We start from the raw sequence: 17,616 nt of genomic DNA on the forward strand, positions 1-17,616 counted from the left end.
CCCGATCTTCGCTCCGCAACATGAACGACACACCCGAGCCGCGCGGCACGAGCGCCGCCTCGCGCATTCAGGCGGCCTCCACCGCATTCGGTATCGAGGGGCTCGTCACGTTCGGCGTCGGCGTGATCGCGGTCGCATGCCTGTACGTCGCGAGCGCGGTGATGATTCCGATCACGCTCGCGATCCTGTTGAGCTTTCTCGTCGCACCGCTCGCCGATGCGCTGTCCCGGCTCAAACTCGGCCATGTCGCGTCGGTGTGCGCGGCGGTCCTGATCTCGGTGTCGGTCATCGCGCTGCTGTGCGCGGTAATCGCCACACAGCTGACCGATCTCGCGGCCGGCATGCCGCGCTATCAGGCGACCATCCAGCACAAGATCGACACCGTGCACAGTCTGACGATCGGCAAGCTGAACCGTTTCGCGAGCGAGGCGGGGCAGGCATTGCAGCGCGCGACGATCGAGCCGCCGCAGCCGCGAGCGCCGAACGGCGCCGCGGCCGCGGCGAGTCCGCAGGCGTCGACGGCGGTGCCGGTGGAAGTGCGCGAGCCGGTGCCGACGCCGTTCGAGCTCGCGCGACGCGTGCTGTCGCCGGCCATCAGTCCGTTGGCAACCGCGTTCATCGTTTTCGTCGTCACGATCGTGATCCTGCTGCAACGCGACGACCTGCGCGATCGCGCGATCCGGCTGTTCGGCTCGCGCGACCTGCATCGCACGACCACGGTGATGGACGAGACCGCGCGACGCCTGAGCCGCTACTTCGTGTCGCAACTCGGCGTGAACACCGGCGTCGGCGTCGTGATCGGGACGGGGCTGTTTCTGATCGGCGTGCCGAGCCCGATCCTGTGGGGCATTCTCGCGGCGCTGCTGCGGCTCGTGCCCTACGTCGGCATCTGGATCGCGGCGATATTGCCCACCGCGCTCGCCGCCGCGGTCAGTCCCGGCTGGGCGATGGCGATCTGGTCGCTGGTGCTGTTCGTGGTCGCGGAACTGGCGGTGGGGCAGGTGGTCGAGCCGATGCTGTATGGGCGCAGCACCGGCCTGTCGCCGTTTTCGGTGGTGGTCGCGGCGATCTTCTGGAGCTGGATCTGGGGGCCGATCGGGCTGATCCTGTCGACACCGTTGACGCTGTGTCTGCTGGTGCTCGGCCGGCACGTGCGGCGTCTCGAGTTTCTCGACGTGCTGCTCGGCGATCAGCCCGCGCTGACGCCGGTCGAAAACTTCTATCAACGCGCGCTCGCCGGCGATCCGGATGACGCGATCGAGCAGGCCGAAGTGCTATTGCGCGACCGCTCGCTGTCGGCCTATTACGACGAAGTCGCGATCAAGGGCTTGCGGCTCGCGGCCAACGACGTGACGCGCGGCAGCGTGACGAGCGTGCAACTCGCGCGCATCGAGTCGACGACCAACGACCTGGTCGACGGCCTCGACGGCTACGAGGATCGCGAGCCCGCGCCGCTCGCGACGCAGGCGAAGCCGGCCGCAGTGGGGCCGCTGGCACCTTCCGACGAAACGCAGGCCGCGCGGGCGATGCCACGATCGGTCGACGCCGCGGCCGTGTTCGCCTCGCATGCGCCGACGAGCCGCGTGTTGTGCCTGCCGGGCCGTGGCCCGCTCGATGCGCTCGCGACGATCATTCTGCTGCAGTTGCTCGGCAAGCACGGCTTCGCGGCGCGCTCGCTGCCGCACGAGGCGGTGTCGCGCGCGTCGATCGACAGCCTCGTGGCGGACGACGTGGGCATCGTCTGCCTTCTGTATCTGCAGATCGACGGCATTCCGTCGCATCTGCGCAATCTGATCCGGCGCATCCGCACGCGCTTGCCGAATGCGTCGATCGTGGTCGGCCTTTGGACACCCGAGGATACGCAGCAGTGGAGCGCGGAACAGCAGGAATCGCTGGAAGCGGAGTGCGCCGTGACGTCGTTGCAGCAGATGCTGGCCGCGTGCCGTCGTCTCGATGCGACGCGAACGGTGATCGCGGAGCCGCAGTTCGAGGATGGCTGAAGCCTTGCGGCAGCGTGGCTGGTTATCCGCCGCTGCCTGACGGCGTCGCCGCGCCCGTTGCTCCTGCCGCATCGGCATCGCTCTGCCAGCCGCCGCCTAGCGCCTTGTACAGCGCCACCAGGTCGGTGCTGACCTGGGTCGTGCCCTGAGCGTATTGCTCTCGTGCCTGCGCGAGCTGCCGCTGCGCATCGAGCACGTTGATGAAGCTCGTCAGGCCCTTGCGATAGCTATCGCGCGACAGATCGAACGAGGTCTGCTGCGCGGTGACGCTGTCCGCGAGCGCATCGCGCCGCGCCTGATCGGTGCGATAGACGACCAGCGCGTTGTCGACGTCCCTCAGCGCGCTCAGCACGGTCTTGCGGTAATCGAGCGCGGCTTCGGCCTGTTGGGCCTTCGACATGCGCAGATTGGCTACCAGCGCGCCGCCCTGGAAAATCGGCAGAGACACGGTGGGCCCGAACGAATAGAACAGGTGCGACCAGCGCGCGAGATCGCGGGCATTCGTCGCGCGCATGCCGGCCTGGCCGGTCAGCGACACGTCGGGGTAGAACTGCGCGACCGCGACGCCGACACTGGCCGTTGCCGCATGCAGATTCGCCTCGGCGCGGCGGATGTCGGGCCGGCGCCGCGCGAGCGTCGACGGCAAGCCTATCGGCACGACGGGCGGCACCGGCGGCACGGTTTGCGGCGTGCTCAGTTGCGCTTCGAGCGCGCCGGGCGGCTCGCCGATCAGATACGCGAGCGCGTTGAGCGACTGGGCGATCTGCTGATCGTATTGCGGCAACTGCGTTTTCGTTTGCGCGAGCTGCGCCCGCGCGCTTTGCACGTCGAGCTCGCTCGCGAGCCCGACCTTCGCCTTGTTCTGCGTCAACTCGACGGTCTCGGCTTGCTGCTCGACGAGGCTCATCGCGATGTTGTGCAAGGTTTGCGCGCCGCGCAGCTGCATATAGGTCTGCGCGACCTCGGCTTCGAGCGACAGCAACGCGTCGTTGCGGCTCTCGTACGCGGCCTCGGTTTGCGCGCTCGCGGCCTCGACCGAGCGACGCACGCGGCCGAACAGGTCGAGCTCCCAGGTTGCGTCGAAGCCGACCTGCCACAGATTGATCGGCGCGCTCAGCTGGTCGAGCACGTTGTTCGCGCCTTTTTGCAACGCGGCGCCCGCGCCCGGTGCGATCGCATTGACGGGCGAATTGGGCGCGCCGAGCTGATCGACCTTGTCGTAGGCGCCGTTCTCCTGCAGAAAACCTTTGAGGCCAAGCTGCTCGCGCTGATAGCTGCCGGTCGCGCGCAGGTTCGGCAGACCCTGCGCGGCCGCCGATTGGACCTGGGTGCGCGCTTCGACGATGCGCAGCACCGCTTGCTGCAAGTCAAGATTGCCGAGCGCGGCGCGCGTGATCAGCGCGTCGAGCGTCTGATCGTTGAAACTGCGCCACCAGAGCGGGTCGGGATCGGTGTCGAGGGTGGGCACCGAAGCGACGTTGGGCCTCGTTACGGACGCGTCGCTCGCGGCGGCATTCGCCGCGGTGCGCTGCGTATCGTGCCACTGCGCCGGCACGTCGGCGTACGGCGCATGAAAGTCGGGGCCGACCGTGCAGGACGCGAGCAGCGCGGACATGCCGACGACGACACAGGCAATCAAACACGTGGCGGGTTCGGGAACGCCGCGCTTCAAACCAGGCTTCACTTCAATGTCCTCCGCCGCCGGACGCCTTGGCCGGTGAAAAGAAAATCGTGATCGGAATGCAAAGCGTGCAGAAAATCGCGAGGAACGCGAACACGTCGACATAGGCAAGGAACGTCGCCTGCGAGATGTACGTGGTGTACAGATGACCGTTGGCCGTTTGCAGCGCCTGAGAAAGCGGCATGCCATTGATGTCCGCGATCGTCCGCGCGTTGCGTTGCAACGTATCGTTGTAATTCTGTGAAAGCGGCGACATGAACTCCGACAGATGCGCCATGCGTGCCTGCGTGCGCTCGCGAACCATCGCGGTCGACAGCGAGATACCGATCGAACCCGCGACGTTGCGGAACATCGTGAACAGCGCGGACGCGTCGTCGTTCAGTCGCGGCGGTACCGTCAGATACGCAAGCGTCGTGATCGGCACGAACAGGAAGCCGATCGCCAGCGACTGCGCGCTGCGCATCTTCACCAGCGTGAAGTAGTCGATGTCCGGCACCAGCGTGTGCGAATACGCGAGCGCGCACGCGAGCAGCCCGAAGCCGGTGGCCACCAGAAAACGCGTCTGCACGTACGGCATCATTTTGCTGATCAGTGGAATTTCCATCGTGATCAGCACAGCGCCAGGCGACAGCACGAGGCCCGCGAGCATCGCCGTATAGCCGAGCTGCTGTTGCGCGAGCTGTGGCACGAGCACCGCGCTGCCATACAGAATCGTCGCGAACGCGGCGATCGTCACGCAGCCGAGCGCGAAGTTGCGGTCCTTCAGACAGCGCAGATCGACGACCGGCTTCTTCGTGTACAGCAGCCAGTACGTCGCACCGACGATGCCCGACACCGCGAGCACTGCGAACGTGCGAATGAAGTTCGACGAAAACCAGTCGTCGTCCTCGCCGCGATCGAGCATCACCTGCAGGCAGCCGAGGCCAATCGCGATCAAAAGGATGCCCACGTAATCCACCGACACGCGCAGATCGCCCTTGCGTTTCCACGGCGGATCCTCGACCAGTTGCATCACCGCGAGCGAGGTCAGCACGCCGAACGGCACGTTCACGAGGAACACCCAGCGCCACGAAAAGTTGTCGGTGATCCAGCCGCCGAGCGTGGGTCCCAGCACCGGCGCGACGACGATCGCGACCGCCGAGATCGAAAACGCGCGGCCGCGCTGCTGCGGCGGGAACGTGTCGAGAATGATCGATTGCTGGTTCGGTTGCAGTCCGCCGCCGAAAAAACCCTGCAAACAGCGGAAGATGATCAGCTGCCACAGATTGGTCGCGATGCCGCATAGAAACGAGCACACGGTGAACGCAATGATGCAGACGAGGAAATAGCGCTTGCGCCCGAGCAGCCGACCGAAGAAACCCGAGATCGGCAGCACGATGCCGTTGGCGACCAGATATGAGGTCAGCGTCCACGTCGCTTCGTCGTAACTGGCAGACATCGTGCCCGCGATGTGCGGCAGCGCGACGTTGACGATGGTCGTGTCGAGCACTTCCATGAACGCGGCGAGCGTGACGACGATCGCGATCAGCCACGGATTCGCGGATGGCTTCCAGTTCGACGCCTCGCCGGGCGACGCTTCGCCGGGCGCGTCGGACGCCGTCATTTCAGGTACACCTTCGGCGTGACCGACAAGCCCAGCCCGAGCGGATGATCGCGCGGCAGGCCTTCGTCGATGATGATCTTGACCGGTACCCGCTGCACGATCTTCACGAAGTTGCCGGTTGCGTTTTCTGTCGGGAACGCCGAGAAGCGCGAGCCGCTGCCGAGTTGCACGCTATCCACGTGGCCGCGCAGATCGAGCTTCGGATACGCGTCGACGTCGACTTCGACCTTGTCGCCGGGGCGCAAGCGGTCGAGCTGCGACTCCTTGAAGTTCGCGGTGACCCACACCTGCGGCGTGACGATCGAGAACAGCGACACGCCCGCGCTCAGGAAGCTGCCGAGCTGCACGTTGCGCCGCGTGATCCAGCCATCCGACGGCGCGCGCACCTCGCAGTACGACAGATTCAGCTGCGCCTGTTCGAGCTGTGCCTCGGCCTGATGCACCTGCTGGCGGCGTTCGTCGACGGCGGCCTCGGCCTCGCGCAACTGCTGCGGCACGAGGCTCGCGGTCCGCTGCTGCGCGCGCGCCTGCTCGAGGCGCGCGTTGGCCGACTGGCGCTGTGCGTCGGCGGTATCGACGTTCTGCTGCGTGGTCGCGCGCGGATCGACCGTGTGCTGACGCTGCCAGGAGGCTTGCGCCTCGCGCAGAGTCGCTTCCGCCGACGAGGTTTGCGCCTTCGCCTGGCGATACTGCGCCGGATACTGCACGCGCGCGATGTCGAGCTGCACCTGCGCGGCGTTCAATTGCGCCTTTGCAAGACCAAGCTGCGCCTTCGCCTGATCGACCTGCGCCTGGTAGTCTCGCTTGTCGATCACGAGCAGCAGGTCGCCCTTGTGCACGAACTGGTTGTCGTCGACCGCGAGCGTCACCACGTAGCCGGAGACTTTCGGCGCCATCGTGATCGCGTTGCCATCGGTGTAGGCGTCGTCGGTCGTCACCTCGTTGCGCGTCGCGAACCACCAGACGAAGCCGACGATGCCAATCAGGATCACGACCGCGCCGAGGATGATCAGCGGCTTCTTGCCGGGCGTCTTTTTCTGCTGACCGTCGTCGCCGTTGTCCTTGTCGCTGTTGCCGTTGCCATGTTTGCCGTCAGCGCGGCCCTGGTCGCCGCGTTTGCCGACGCCATCGCGTTCGTCGTTGCCGTCGCGGCGATCATCGCCGTGCGGCGCATCACGCCCGAATGCTTCCTGCCCGGTGCTGGCCGAGCCGGTCTCGTCTGACATGGTGAGTCGTTTCCTTCGTTCCAGTGGGTTGAGAATGGGGGAGTGCAATAGATGCCATCCGCGGCCGCCGCGAACACAATGATGGGCGAGGCCGCGGGCGCTCGGCAAGCGCGGGCAGCGCGAACCGCTGCCACGCGGCTATTGACCGGCGGGCTTGTCGTGCCCGGCCTTTGCCTTTGCCTTGTCCTGCTCCGGCTCGATCCTCGTGGTGCCGCCCGTCGACGGCGGGTCGCTAGCCGGGAAGCTGTCTTCGACCTGCTTGTCGATCTGCTTTTCGCTCTTTTCCGAGTGAGGATGTTTTTCCTTGTGCGTCGTCATGGTGGCTCCTTAGTCAAGGTTGAACGGCAACACGATGGGTCACGACGCCGCCGCTTCCGGCGTGCCGATGATCGCGAGCGCGTCGGCCCGCGACAGGCCGCCGCGCATCGCGTCGGAAAGCCGCGCGGTCAGCGCTTCGCGCTCGCAGGCGAACACCGCGTCGACGTGGCCGTCGCGCACGTACAGCGCGATGAACTGGTGATGATCGAAGTCGCCATCGACGACGATCTCATCCCACTCGCTCGCGTGGCCGAGGTATTCGAAGTTCTTGCCGTAGTGATAGGTCCAGAAGAACGGCACGTCGGCATAGCGATTGCGCAAACCGCACATGTTCTGCGCGGCGACGCGCGCATGCTGCTGCGCGACGCGCCAATGCTCGATACGCACCGGCTCCTGGTTCTCATGCAGCGTGAACACGGCGATATCGCCGGCCGCATACAGACCGCACGCGGCGTTCATGCCGGCGTTGACGACCACGCCGCCGTCCTTCTGCAATGGCAGTCCTTCGACAAACCCCGTAGCCGGCGCAACCCCCGTGCCCAGCAGCACGACATCGGCCGCGATGGCCTCGCCGCCGGCAAGCATCACCGTATGCACATTGCCTTCCTCGCCCTCGAGCGAGGCGACCTTGGCGTCGAGATAAAACTTCACGCCATTGCTTTCGTGCAGCGCGCGAAACATCTGGCCCGCGCGCTCGCCGAACTGCTTCGCGAACGGCACCTTGTCGCGCGAAATCACGGTGACGGGCACGCCGTGCTTGCGCAATGCGGACGCGACTTCGAGGCCGATGAAGCTGCTACCGAGAATCGCGACGCGGGTTTGCGATGCATCGTCGCCGAGCGCGTCGATCAACGCGGCGGCATCGTCGAGGTGTCGAAGCACATGCACGCCGCCGAGTTCGCAGCCGGGCATGTCGGGCACTTTCGGCACGCTGCCGGTCGCGAGCAGCGCGGTGTCGTATTTCAGCGGCTCGATGCTCTGCTCGCTACCACCCGCGCCGGCTTCGAAATGGATCGTATGCGCAGGCACGTCGAGCCGCGCGACCTTCGCGACGATGCGCTCGATGCCGTGCGTGTGCAGCCAGTCGGGCGGCAGCAGCGGCGGCACGTCGGCGGGCGTCATTTCAAACGAGGGGACGAATTTGCTCAGCGAGGTGCGGTCATAGGGCGCGTGCGCTTCGTCGCCGATCAGCGTGATGCGGCCCTCGAAGCCGAACTCGCGTAGCGCGGCACAGGCAGCGGCGCCGGCCGCGCCCGCGCCGATTACCACGTAGTGCTTGACTTGCGCGGTGGCATCGGGCGGGGATGTGTGCGCCGCCGGTGCCGGCGCTGCGATTTTTTCCGCCGACACGAGCACGTCGTCGCCATCGAGCGTGACCGGGTAGCGATCGAGCGGCAGCAGCGCGGGCGGCTCGAGCACGTTGCCGGTCGCGACGTCGAACGTACCCTTGTGCCATGGGCAGATGATGCGGCCGTGGCACAGCGCGCCCTCTTCGAGCGGGCCCCCGGCATGCGGGCAATCAGGCGAGTAAGCCCGCACGGTGTCGCCATCGCGCACCAGCAGAATCGGCGTGCCGTCCACGATCACGCGCACCGCGCGGTCCGCTGGCAATTCCGGGAGCCGCGCGACGCGGCGGGCAGTCGTGGACATGGTGAGGCCTCGCGCAAGAAAGAGCTCGCGCAGCGCACGCAAACGCGTCGCGAGCGGTGACGGAAGTACGCTTGCCATCAAGCAGCGATAAGGCAGCAATCGTCGTGCCCGGACGCGTCGGCGGAGTGATGCCATGAAGCTGCTTGGGAAGATAGGCCGAGTTGCGGTAAATTTCGAGGCAGGGGAATTAGCGCGCGAACAGCGGCGTGCGAATTCACAGGCAATGCCTTCCCTGACCGTATGCAACTTTGATGGAGCAGGGACCGTGCAGCGTGCAGAACGTGTCGCAGTCGATGTGCCGATGCCGTCACGCAACTTCGCGGCGACGCAGCGCATGCTGCTGATCTTGCTGGCCGTGTCGATCGTGTTTCCGTTGGCCTGCCTCGTGGGCTACGGCTACTTCGACTACCAGCGCCGCATCTCCGATGCGAACGATGCGCTCGACCGCCTCGCGCGCGTGGCGCAGGAGCAGGCCGTCAAGGTGCTGGATTTGAACCGGCAGATGGCCTCGCGCGTGATCGAGCTGCTCGGCAATTCCGACGACGCGCAGATCCGCGCGCGCGCGCGCGAATTGCACGAGCGTCTGCAGAGCATCGGCGGCGACTTTCCGCAGGTGGCGTCGATCTCGCTGCTCGGTGTGAACGGCCAGTTACTTGCGTCGAGCCTCGCGTATCCGGCGCCGGCAGTGACGAGCGGCTTGCGCGACGATTTTCTCGCCGCGAAGGCAATGCGTCCGCAGCCGTATTTCTCGCTGCCGATGTTCGGCAAGCTGTCGAAGGTCGACGTGTTCACGACCGCGATCGGCCGCTCGGGTACGGACGGTCAGTTTCTCGGCGTGGTCACGGTGGCGCTGCGCAGCGAATATTTTTCGCGCTTCTATCGCGAGCTGACCAACGGCGATCCGTCGCTCGCGCTCGCGCTGTACCGGCAGGACGGCAATCTGCTGGTGCGCTATCCGCCGTGGCCGGCCGGCGCCCGACCGTCGATGCACAGCGCGTTCATGTCCGCGTTGCGCGACAAACAGCTGTTCGGCCACGTGCACCTGAATTCGACCGTCGACGGCGTCGAGCGGCTGCTCGCGTTTCGCCGTGTCGGCGACTATCCGTTGTATGTGATGAGCGCGTACGCGATGTCATCGATCGTGGCGGCGTGGCGCACGCACTTTATGTTGATCGCGGCGCTGACGGCGGTGCCCTGCATCGCGATCTGGTGGCTCGTGCTGTATTCGCTGCGTCAGCTCGAGGCGGAGCGGCGCGCGTGGGAGCGGTGGCAGGGCGAGGTCGCGATGCGTCTGTCGGCCGAGGCGTCGAGCCGGCAACTGCAGCGCATGGGCGCGCTCGGCAATCTGGTCGCGAATGTCGCGCACGATTTCAACAACCTGCTGATGGTGGTGTCGGCGAACACCGAGCTCGCGCGCCTCAAGCATTACAACGATCTCGAGAAGGAAGTGCATGCGGTCGAGCGTGCCACGGCCACGGCCGAAGCGCTGACGCGGCGTCTCTTGAGCGTCGCGCGCAAGCAGCCGCTGAAGCAGGAGCCCGTCGAGCTTGCGCGCTGGCTGCCGGCCGCCGTGCCGCTGATCAACGCGGCGCTCGGCGACACGGTCGAACTGGCGTTGCGCATGCCGGAGAACCTGTGGCAGGTGCTCGTCGATCCGACCGATCTCGAGTTCGCGATCGTGAACATCGCGATGAACGCGCGCGATGCGATGCCGCGCGGCGGACGCTTCGTGATCCGCTGCCAGAACAATCGGCTGGTCGGCAGCGATACGCTGCTGCCGGACGGCGAGTACGTGCTGATCGCCTGTTCCGACGACGGCGAAGGGATGCCCGAATCGGTCGCGCGACGCGCGTTCGAGCCGCTGTTCACGACCAAGCTGCGCGGCTCGGGCACCGGCCTCGGGCTCGCCCAGGTACTGTCGATGTCCGAGCAGGCCGGTGGCACCGCGAAGATCGACAGCGTGCTGGGCAGCGGCACGACGGTGCGGATGTTTCTGCCGCGCTATCGTGAGGGCGCCGCGCTGGCCGGCGCCGATGCGCGCCAGCCGCTGCCGACCGCGGCCGGGGCCGTGCTGCTCGTCGAGGACAACGAGGACGTCGCTGCCGGCGTGACCGCGGTGCTCGAAACCTTCGGCTGCGAGGTGCATCACGAGCCGACCGCCGACCAGGCGTTCGACGTGCTGAGCGCTGGCGAGCGCTTCGAGCTCGTGCTGTCGGACATCCAGATGCCGGGCAAGCTGAACGGTATCGACCTGGCGGAGAAGATCCGCAGCGCGTGGCCGTCGCAGAAGATCGCGCTGATGACCGGTTACGCCGACGAGCTCGACCGCGCGCGTCGGCTCGGCATTGCGATACTCGCGAAGCCGTTCAATATCGACGAACTGCATGCGCTGCTGGCTTGCGGCACCTGAAGCCGCGGCACCGTTCGTCTATCGCGTCCATGGGCTTTTCCTGGCGTGCTGTGCTGCGGCACAGCCCTTGCTGAAAAGAGCGCGAGGTTTGCGCGTGCGGTCACCGCGCGCCCACTTCCTTTCGACACTCTCGACACCCAGGAGAATCGCCATGAAGATCAGACACGCAGTGCTCGTTTCCACCTTGCTCGCGGCTTCGTCGCTCGCAATGGCCCAAGGCGCCGGCGGTGGCGCAGGCGGCGGCGGGGGGCCGGCCGGCAACGACCCGAACAGCAACGCCGCGACCTCGACACGCGAGGGCGGCGATGCGGGCGCGACCGGGGAGACCACGCCTTCGACTCACCATCACATGAAGAAGCATTCGAAGTCGAAGAAGCCCATGACCGACTCGACGAATACGCCGGGCGCCGACGCGAGCAGCGATACGAAGGGGCAGTAAGCGCAGCGTGTCAAGGCAGAAGGGCGGCTGGCGCCCCGCGTCGAACATCGTCTGGCGCGTCGGCTCCGGCAGTTTTTCTGTGCGCCGCAGTCCCCGCCAGAACCCGGCACTGTCGGCAACGGGGGTTTTATGAGATGGTGCCATGTTGCACAATCGTGCCTCGTCAATTGACTGTGAGGCACGATGACTTCACTTTTTCCCGCTCCTCACCTCGACGTCCGTGAAAGACGGCACGGACATTTCTTCTGGCAGAGCGTTCGCAAATCGATCTACCTTCACATTGAGTCGCCCCGCATGTTTGACGCGGACCGCTGGTTTCATTTTGCCCTGCCAGCCGGCGCACCCCGCGCGGGAAACGACGACCTGGCGCAAGGCATGGAGGAAGCGCGCGCAGCGTGGCTGCAACACGCCCCTCGATGCTGCTGTCCCTCCAGTCGTACGAGCTGCGCGACGTGCTTGGCCGAAGTGACAACCGATTCGATATGCGCCGGATGGACGACCATGAGGTTGCAAAGGCCCTTTACAACGAAGTGCAGAACGGTGGCCTGCTCTTTGTGCCGGAGCGGCAGGATATGCGCAAGTGCGTGCAGGCGATACAGGAGCAGCGAGACAAGGGTTCCAGGCAAGCGCCCGCGCGCGCGCAACAGCCAGCCGACGCGGACATGGCAAAGCTTCTTCGTAGCAACAGCGCGCGCGTGCCGCAGAATCTCGCCAATGTAAAGCCGTTCGAGTACACACCGGACGCGGCAAGTGGCGACGTTGAGGTACTGGCGGGCGCCGAGGGAATGCCGGGTAATAATCAGGCGCAAAACAGGCAGACTCGTGATGTAGCAACTGCCTTGGGCCTGAACAAAAATCAGGCGCAGCAGCTTCATCGGGAAATTGGCGGTCAACGGCTCGGCTATCACGAAATAATGGAACGCGCCAAAGATATGTTCAACTTGTGGTAACGCGGCCAACAAACAGTGGAATTACCGAATGATTAACACACGAGACGAGATTGAGCGCCGCCTGTCAGCTGTTGAAGGACTGCCGATAAGTGCGGTACATCATGCAGCAGGCACGCTGACGATGCAGTTTGGCTCCCTAAGACCGGTAGCCAATTTCAAAGGTGCGATCAGGCACGTTGGGGAGTGGTCGTTACACATCCAATGCAACTGGAAAATAGAACAGGCTGGCAGTGCGATTGCAACGCAAGATGATCTTTTCGGTCCCGATGAAAAGGCACACCGTTCGGCTCAGCGTATTGACGATTTGCTGGTCAAACAGGGCCCTGCCATTGTGAAAGGCGTATCGGGAAGCGAAGAAGGCGGTGCAGACATTTTACTGTCCGGTGGCTTGCGGCTTGTCATCAGCCCGAACAGTGCGCCTGACGAAGAAGACTGGCGCTTTTTTGACCCAACCTCCAATGCGAAGCACTTTATCATCGAGGGCGGCAAGGTTGATCCCTGGTCTTTATCGTGACGAACGTCCCCAGGAAAAGGCAAATCTCGGCGTTGGATTATCTGCAAAGCCCGTAACAGTCGCTGACCGTCAATTCGTACTGTCGGCTGTGATATGTGCGGGATGGATGTTATGCGCGGACGCGATCCAGAAGCCTTTTTCCACAGCTCCCGGATAGCCTGCGCCCGCGCCCGGGTTCAATCCCTGGGTTCAATCCTTTTCCATCGCCGCGTCGTACTTGCCGAGCGCGGCCGCGCCGTTCAGACGCGCGCGCTTGAGCAACGCCTGCTGCGCCTCCTTCACGTTGGCCGGCTGCCCGCGCCACGCATTCAACGGCGGCTCCTGCAACGCGCGCCCGTACGAAAAGCTCAGATTCCACGGCAGCGCGCCGAGCCGGTTCATCGCACTGAGATTGGCGGTGGCCTCCTCGGGCGACTGTCCGCCCGACAGGAACACGAGACCGGGAACCGAAGAGGGCACCGTACGCATCAGCACGCGCACGGTCGCCGCCGCGATATGCGCCGTGCTCGACTGCTGCTGATGCTCGGAGCCGGCCAACACCATGCTCGGCTTCAGCACGATATGTTCGAGCACCACGCGATGCCGATGCAGCGCATGAAACACCTCGTGCAATACGGCCTCGGTGACTTCCGCGCAACGCTCGATCGTGTGCTCGCCGTCCATCAGCACCTCGGGTTCGACGATCGGCACGATGCCGGCTTCCTGGCTGATCGCCGCGTAGCGCGCGAGCGAATCGGCGTTCGCCTCGATCGCGAGCCGGCTCGGCAGGCTCGCCGTGATGTTGTAGACCGCGCGCCACTTCGCGAAGCGCGCGCCTTGCCGTTTGTAATCGACGAAGCGTTTGGCGAGACCGTCGAGGCCCTCGGTGATCTCGTCGCCGGGAGCGAGCGCAAGCGGCACCTTGCCGAGGTCGACCTTGATGCCGGGCACGATGCCGTTCGCCGCGGCCACCTGCGGGAACGGCGTGCCGTCGTCGGCTTTCTGGCCGAGCGTTTCTTCGTAGAGGATCACGCCGCTCACGAACTCGCCGAGGCCGGGCGTCGTCAGGAGCAGGTTGCGATACGCGCGACGGTTTTCCTCGGTCGATTCGAGGCCGATCGTCTTGAAGCGTTTGGCGATGGTCGGGCCGCTTTCGTCGGCGGCGAGAAGACCCTTGCCCGGTTGAACCATCGCCTTGACGGTGGCTTGCAGCTCGCTACGGGTGTCCATGAGGTGTGCTCCCTTGGGTAGGCTCCGGTCGATGCGGTGTGCGGAGAAGTGCCGGTGACAGTTTCCTTTGCGTGACGAGTGGGTGCGAAAGCGGACTTCATTCGCCGAGCAGATGCAACACGATATCGCGCGGCTGCGGGTGACGCCGATGTTCGAACAGATACAGCCCCTGCCATGTGCCGAGCACCATCCTTCCATGCTCGACGGGCACGCACAACTGCACCTGGGTGAGCGCCGTGCGCAGATGCGCGGGCATGTCGTCGGGGCCTTCGGTGTCGTGCTCGTAGCGCGTGTCGTCCTCGGGCGCGAGGGTCTCGAAGTAGCGCTGCAGATCTCGCCGCACGGACGGATCGGCATTCTCCTGAATCAGCAGCGACGCCGACGTGTGCCGGCAAAACAGCGTCAGCAGACCTGTACGGATGTCCGTCTCGTCGACGAAGCGGCGCGCGTCGTCGGTAAATTCGACGAGCCCGCGGCCGCGGGCCTGGACACTCAGATGATGGATGACCTGGCGCATGACGGAGCTCGAATCTCAGAGCGACGCGAACGCGTCGTCGATATCCTCGGCGCTGCGTGGCCGCACCACGCGCGCGACCTCGGCGCCGTCGCGCATCAGTACGAGCGTCGGCCACAACTTGACCTTGAACGAGCGGCCGAGCGGGCGGCCCGGGCCGTCCTCGATCTTCAGATGCCGCAGGCCCGTGTGCGGCGCGAGCGCCTGGCGGATCGATGCCTGCGCGCCCTGGCAATAGCCGCACCAGTCGGTGCCGAATTCGACGACGGTGACGCCGGGCAGCGAGTCGAGCTCGGCGCGGGTCGGTCCTTTCGGGGAATAAGCTGTCGGCGAGGTCATGCGTGCTCCGCTGCTGATCGTGATTTGCCAAGGGTAGCAGCTATGCCGCGGATCGTCAGCGCAGCGGCCGTATGCTGCCGATGCGCGCGGTGTCGCCGCGGCATGTTAAAAAGCGGTGCGCGCGTGCTCGACCGATCGACGCGCCGCGTCATCGCACGGAACCTCGCAAAACATGAACGCACGAATCTATCTGCAACATCCGCAACACAAGGACGCTATCGCGGTCGCGACCGGCTTCAGCTGGGGCGCGTGCCTGCTCGGCTTCATCTGGGCGCTGTCGAAGAGAATGTGGTTCGCCGCGTTCGTGATGCTAGGCATCAACGTGATCCTGCTCGGCATCGGGCTGTGGGGCGAGACGGCCGATCTGATCGGCTTCGTGCTGTCGATCGTGTTCGCGTTCGCATGCGGCGCGTATGGCAACCGGTGGCACCGCTGGACGCTCGAACAGCGCGGCTACGTCGTGGTGTGATGCGTTCGCGCTGGAGCGGGGATTGCCGCGCGCAGGAATGTGATCGAAGCTGAGTTCAATCCGTCATGGAGGCGTTTTATGCTCATAGCATCGGCAATCGCTGGTCTTTCCGCTGATCGGCTTTCGACACGCGGCGCGCGGGCGCTCGCGCTGGCTGCATCGTTGGTCATGTTGGCCATCGCGCCGCTCGCGCACGGCGCCGACGCGGCGCCCCCCGCCACGATGGCGGCCACCCCAGCCACGGCAGCCTCCGCCCCCGCCGACGACACCTTCCTGCTGACGATCTTCCTGCGCCACGACGAATCGAAGCCGCTGCCGAAAATCAACGATCAACTGCGCGAGCAGGGCTTCTTCAAGACCTTCCCGCCGCCAGGCATCGAAGTCGTGTCGTGGTACGTGATGATGGGCATCGGGCAGGTCGTGACGCTGCGCGTGCCCGCGAGCCGGTTGCGCGAAGTGAACCGCGCGATCGAATCGACCGCGTGGGGCGGCTATCACACCGAGTTCTATCCGACCTACGACTACAAGGCGCAGGCGCAGCAAATGCGCGCAACTGAGGGCAAGTAGCGTTGAGCGTGCCAGCAGCTTGCCGCTAACGGCACGCATCGGCACGGCGCGGCGCGAGTCGCCGGATGCATCCGCGCACGCCTCACGGATTTGGGACAGCTATTAGCGGGTTTACGCGAGCCGCGCTCCGGGTCGATAATGCCCCGGTCGTTCCGGCCCCCTGCCTGCGACGCCTAACGTGCCTTCGAGCGCTTCGCTGCGTGTCGAGGCCCGCTCCACCTGACCCACCGCCCCGTGTTGAAAACTGCGCGTTTTTTCGACCTGCTTCGCATTCCAGGCTTCAAGCCGCTCGCCGCCGCCACCCTGATGCTCGGTGTGGCGATGTCCTTCACCGCACCGTATCTGTCTCTGTTCGGCATCGAACGCGCCGGCATGACGCCGTTCCGGCTCGGCGTATTCATGACGCTGATCGCCGCGAGCGGCGTGCTCGCGAGCACGGTGGCGGGGCGCTGGAGCGACCGGAGCGGGCGGCATCGACCGTTATTGCTGGCGGCGCTCATCGCAGCCGCGCTCGGCTACCTGTGTCTGTGCGTGGTGCGCGATTACCGGCTGCTGCTCGTGGTCGGCATCGTGTTCATCGGCGCGGGCGGTTCGGCGATTTCGATGGTGTTCTCGTTCAGCCGCGCGGCGCTGCCGGTGCCCGACCCTGCCGAGCGCGTGTTCGCGAGCGCGACGCTGCGTACGATCCTCTCGGCCGCATGGGTGTTCGGGCCGGCGGTCGGCGCGCTGGTGCTCGCCGCGACGAGCTTCACCGGACTCTTCCTGTTCGCGGCCGCCAGCTTCGCGACCTGCGGCTTCATCGTCTGGCGCATGCAGGAGCCGCAGAGCCATCTCGGCGATCACACGGTCGAGGACACCGCGTCGGAGCCGTCCGCGTCGATCACGGTGCCGCCGCTGAGGCAGCCCGGCGAGGACGCGCACGAAACACTGCCGGTCGCGTCGGCGAACGACATCCTGCGCTCGGTGACCGCGCTGACCTTGCTCGGCCTCGCCGCGAACGCGACGATGATCGTACTGCCGCTGTACATCGTGCATGGGCTCAACGGCACGCATCTCGACGTGTCGGTGATGCTCGGTCTCGGCGCGCTGACCGAGATCCCGATGATGCTCGCGCTCGGCGCGAAGTCGTCGTCGCTGCACAAGCCGAACTGGCTTGCCGCGTGCGCGGCCGTGCATGCGGTGTACTTCGTCGCGATGTCGCTGGCCGGCAACGTCAGCGTGCTGATCCCGATGCAGATGCTGAACGCGTTCGTGGTCGCCGTGACCTCGTGCCTCGGCATGACCTACGTGCAGGATCTGATGCCGCATTCGCCCGGACGCGCGACCGCGCTGTTCTTCAATGCGGCGCGGGTCGGCTCGATCCTGTCGGGCGTGCTGTCGGGGCTGCTCGTGCAGGCGTTCAGCTATCGCGGCACGTTCCTGTTCTGCGGACTGCTGGCGCTGGGCGCGCTGGTGCTGTTCGCGGTGCCCGGCTATCGCTATCCGCTGATGTGGCGCGCGGTCAAGCGCTTCGCGGCCGAGCAATACGCGAAGCTGGCCGCCCGCCGCGGCACGCGCGTGCCCGAGCGCAGCGAATGACACGTGGGCCCGCCGCGTTCGCTTTCGTGCGGATGCGGCGCGCCTCCAGTTGCGTGGAACTTTGAGCCGCGCTGCGCCTCTGCAAAAAAGTGCGGCTTGCTTCGGTACATTCGGCGTAGCTCGCGACACAGCGCCTATGCTTAAGGGCA

General features: G+C 65.6%; 16 protein-coding genes. 8 read left to right on the forward strand and 8 right to left on the reverse strand.

Annotated elements, in window-relative coordinates; all coding sequences use genetic code 11:
• Positions 1-20 precede the first annotated feature (20 nt).
• Entirely contained in the window at positions 21-2,000 is a 1,980-nt protein-coding gene (locus OKW35_RS28230; RefSeq protein ID WP_429553746.1) for an AI-2E family transporter, read from the forward strand.
• 22 nt (positions 2,001-2,022) lie between these two features.
• Here the strand turns inward: OKW35_RS28230 and OKW35_RS28235 are convergent, their stop codons facing one another.
• The 5 genes from OKW35_RS28235 to OKW35_RS28255 form a co-directional block, all read right to left on the reverse strand.
• Positions 2,023-3,615 (reverse strand): efflux transporter outer membrane subunit, encoded by a 1,593-nt coding sequence (locus OKW35_RS28235; protein ID WP_429553871.1) that lies wholly within the window; start codon positions 3,613-3,615, stop codon positions 2,023-2,025.
• A gap of 70 nt (positions 3,616-3,685) precedes the next feature.
• Positions 3,686-5,284 (reverse strand): DHA2 family efflux MFS transporter permease subunit, encoded by a 1,599-nt coding sequence (locus OKW35_RS28240; RefSeq protein WP_184060140.1) that lies wholly within the window; start codon positions 5,282-5,284, stop codon positions 3,686-3,688.
• The gene (locus OKW35_RS28245) at positions 5,281-6,510 is read right to left on the reverse strand and encodes an HlyD family secretion protein (RefSeq protein WP_429553747.1); all 1,230 of its coding nucleotides are present in this window, start codon (positions 6,508-6,510) and stop codon (positions 5,281-5,283) included. The genes OKW35_RS28240 and OKW35_RS28245 overlap by 4 nt, the downstream gene beginning before the upstream one ends.
• A gap of 138 nt (positions 6,511-6,648) precedes the next feature.
• Positions 6,649-6,828: a hypothetical protein gene (locus OKW35_RS28250; RefSeq protein WP_184060145.1), complete on the reverse strand. Its 180-nt coding sequence runs from the start codon at positions 6,826-6,828 to the stop codon at positions 6,649-6,651.
• Between the two features lie 39 nt (positions 6,829-6,867).
• Complete coding sequence (locus OKW35_RS28255) at positions 6,868-8,478, reverse strand: FAD-dependent oxidoreductase (RefSeq protein ID WP_429553748.1); 1,611 nt, start codon at positions 8,476-8,478, stop codon at positions 6,868-6,870.
• A gap of 265 nt (positions 8,479-8,743) precedes the next feature.
• Here OKW35_RS28255 and OKW35_RS28260 point away from each other — a divergent pair, with 265 nt between their 5' ends.
• The 4 genes from OKW35_RS28260 (at position 8,744) to OKW35_RS28275 (ending at position 12,791) form a co-directional block, all read left to right on the forward strand.
• Positions 8,744-10,888 carry a response regulator gene (locus OKW35_RS28260; RefSeq protein ID WP_429553749.1) on the forward strand — a complete coding sequence of 715 codons (2,145 nt, stop codon included), beginning with the start codon at positions 8,744-8,746 and terminating at the stop codon, positions 10,886-10,888.
• A 151-nt stretch (positions 10,889-11,039) separates the two neighbouring features.
• Positions 11,040-11,327, forward strand: coding sequence for a hypothetical protein (locus OKW35_RS28265; RefSeq protein WP_187611388.1), 288 nt, complete (start codon positions 11,040-11,042; stop codon positions 11,325-11,327).
• Between the two features lie 416 nt (positions 11,328-11,743).
• Positions 11,744-12,277, forward strand: a complete 534-nt coding sequence (locus OKW35_RS28270) for a hypothetical protein (RefSeq protein ID WP_429553750.1) — start codon at positions 11,744-11,746, stop codon at positions 12,275-12,277.
• A 28-nt stretch (positions 12,278-12,305) separates the two neighbouring features.
• The gene (locus OKW35_RS28275; RefSeq protein WP_184060155.1) at positions 12,306-12,791 is read left to right on the forward strand and encodes a hypothetical protein; all 486 of its coding nucleotides are present in this window, start codon (positions 12,306-12,308) and stop codon (positions 12,789-12,791) included.
• Between the two features lie 189 nt (positions 12,792-12,980).
• Here OKW35_RS28275 and OKW35_RS28280 read toward each other — a convergent pair whose 3' ends face one another.
• The 3 genes from OKW35_RS28280 to OKW35_RS28290 form a co-directional block, all read right to left on the reverse strand.
• Positions 12,981-14,000, reverse strand: coding sequence for a class I fructose-bisphosphate aldolase (locus tag OKW35_RS28280; RefSeq protein WP_184060157.1), 1,020 nt, complete (start codon positions 13,998-14,000; stop codon positions 12,981-12,983).
• A 97-nt stretch (positions 14,001-14,097) separates the two neighbouring features.
• Positions 14,098-14,517, reverse strand: coding sequence for a secondary thiamine-phosphate synthase enzyme YjbQ (locus tag OKW35_RS28285; RefSeq protein WP_090809953.1), 420 nt, complete (start codon positions 14,515-14,517; stop codon positions 14,098-14,100).
• Positions 14,518-14,532: 15 nt separating this feature from the next.
• A complete protein-coding gene (locus tag OKW35_RS28290; protein ID WP_184060161.1) occupies positions 14,533-14,853 on the reverse strand; it encodes a thioredoxin family protein in 321 nt (106 codons plus the stop codon).
• Positions 14,854-15,025: 172 nt separating this feature from the next.
• Here OKW35_RS28290 and OKW35_RS28295 point away from each other — a divergent pair, with 172 nt between their 5' ends.
• From OKW35_RS28295 to OKW35_RS28305, 3 genes are all read left to right on the forward strand, one after another.
• The gene (locus OKW35_RS28295; protein ID WP_090810532.1) at positions 15,026-15,322 is read left to right on the forward strand and encodes a DUF2628 domain-containing protein; all 297 of its coding nucleotides are present in this window, start codon (positions 15,026-15,028) and stop codon (positions 15,320-15,322) included.
• Between the two features lie 78 nt (positions 15,323-15,400).
• The gene (locus OKW35_RS28300; RefSeq protein WP_184060163.1) at positions 15,401-15,889 is read left to right on the forward strand and encodes a hypothetical protein; all 489 of its coding nucleotides are present in this window, start codon (positions 15,401-15,403) and stop codon (positions 15,887-15,889) included.
• A gap of 234 nt (positions 15,890-16,123) precedes the next feature.
• Positions 16,124-17,467: a sugar efflux transporter gene (locus tag OKW35_RS28305; RefSeq protein WP_429353741.1), complete on the forward strand. Its 1,344-nt coding sequence runs from the start codon at positions 16,124-16,126 to the stop codon at positions 17,465-17,467.
• Positions 17,468-17,616: the final 149 nt, after the last annotated feature.

It is taken from the genome of Paraburkholderia sp. MM5477-R1 (genome assembly GCF_050436385.1).
GTDB classification, from domain to species: Bacteria; Pseudomonadota; Gammaproteobacteria; order Burkholderiales; family Burkholderiaceae; genus Paraburkholderia; species Paraburkholderia tuberum.

What these genes read in the sequence shown, in the direction of transcription:
- OKW35_RS28230 (WP_429553746.1), top strand. Translation starts at nt 21, where the DNA reads ATGAACGACACACCCGAGCCGCGCGGCACGAGCGCCGCCTCGCGCATT.
- OKW35_RS28235 (WP_429553871.1), bottom strand. Translation starts at nt 3,615, where the DNA reads ATGTCCGCGCTGCTCGCGTCCTGCACGGTCGGCCCCGACTTTCATGCG.
- OKW35_RS28240 (WP_184060140.1), bottom strand. Translation starts at nt 5,284, where the DNA reads ATGACGGCGTCCGACGCGCCCGGCGAAGCGTCGCCCGGCGAGGCGTCG.
- OKW35_RS28245 (WP_429553747.1), bottom strand. Translation starts at nt 6,510, where the DNA reads ATGTCAGACGAGACCGGCTCGGCCAGCACCGGGCAGGAAGCATTCGGG.
- OKW35_RS28250 (WP_184060145.1), bottom strand. Translation starts at nt 6,828, where the DNA reads ATGACGACGCACAAGGAAAAACATCCTCACTCGGAAAAGAGCGAAAAG.
- OKW35_RS28255 (WP_429553748.1), bottom strand. Translation starts at nt 8,478, where the DNA reads ATGTCCACGACTGCCCGCCGCGTCGCGCGGCTCCCGGAATTGCCAGCG.
- OKW35_RS28265 (WP_187611388.1), top strand. Translation starts at nt 11,040, where the DNA reads ATGAAGATCAGACACGCAGTGCTCGTTTCCACCTTGCTCGCGGCTTCG.
- OKW35_RS28270 (WP_429553750.1), top strand. Translation starts at nt 11,744, where the DNA reads ATGCTGCTGTCCCTCCAGTCGTACGAGCTGCGCGACGTGCTTGGCCGA.
- OKW35_RS28275 (WP_184060155.1), top strand. Translation starts at nt 12,306, where the DNA reads ATGATTAACACACGAGACGAGATTGAGCGCCGCCTGTCAGCTGTTGAA.
- OKW35_RS28280 (WP_184060157.1), bottom strand. Translation starts at nt 14,000, where the DNA reads ATGGACACCCGTAGCGAGCTGCAAGCCACCGTCAAGGCGATGGTTCAA.
- OKW35_RS28285 (WP_090809953.1), bottom strand. Translation starts at nt 14,517, where the DNA reads ATGCGCCAGGTCATCCATCATCTGAGTGTCCAGGCCCGCGGCCGCGGG.
- OKW35_RS28290 (WP_184060161.1), bottom strand. Translation starts at nt 14,853, where the DNA reads ATGACCTCGCCGACAGCTTATTCCCCGAAAGGACCGACCCGCGCCGAG.
- OKW35_RS28295 (WP_090810532.1), top strand. Translation starts at nt 15,026, where the DNA reads ATGAACGCACGAATCTATCTGCAACATCCGCAACACAAGGACGCTATC.
- OKW35_RS28300 (WP_184060163.1), top strand. Translation starts at nt 15,401, where the DNA reads ATGCTCATAGCATCGGCAATCGCTGGTCTTTCCGCTGATCGGCTTTCG.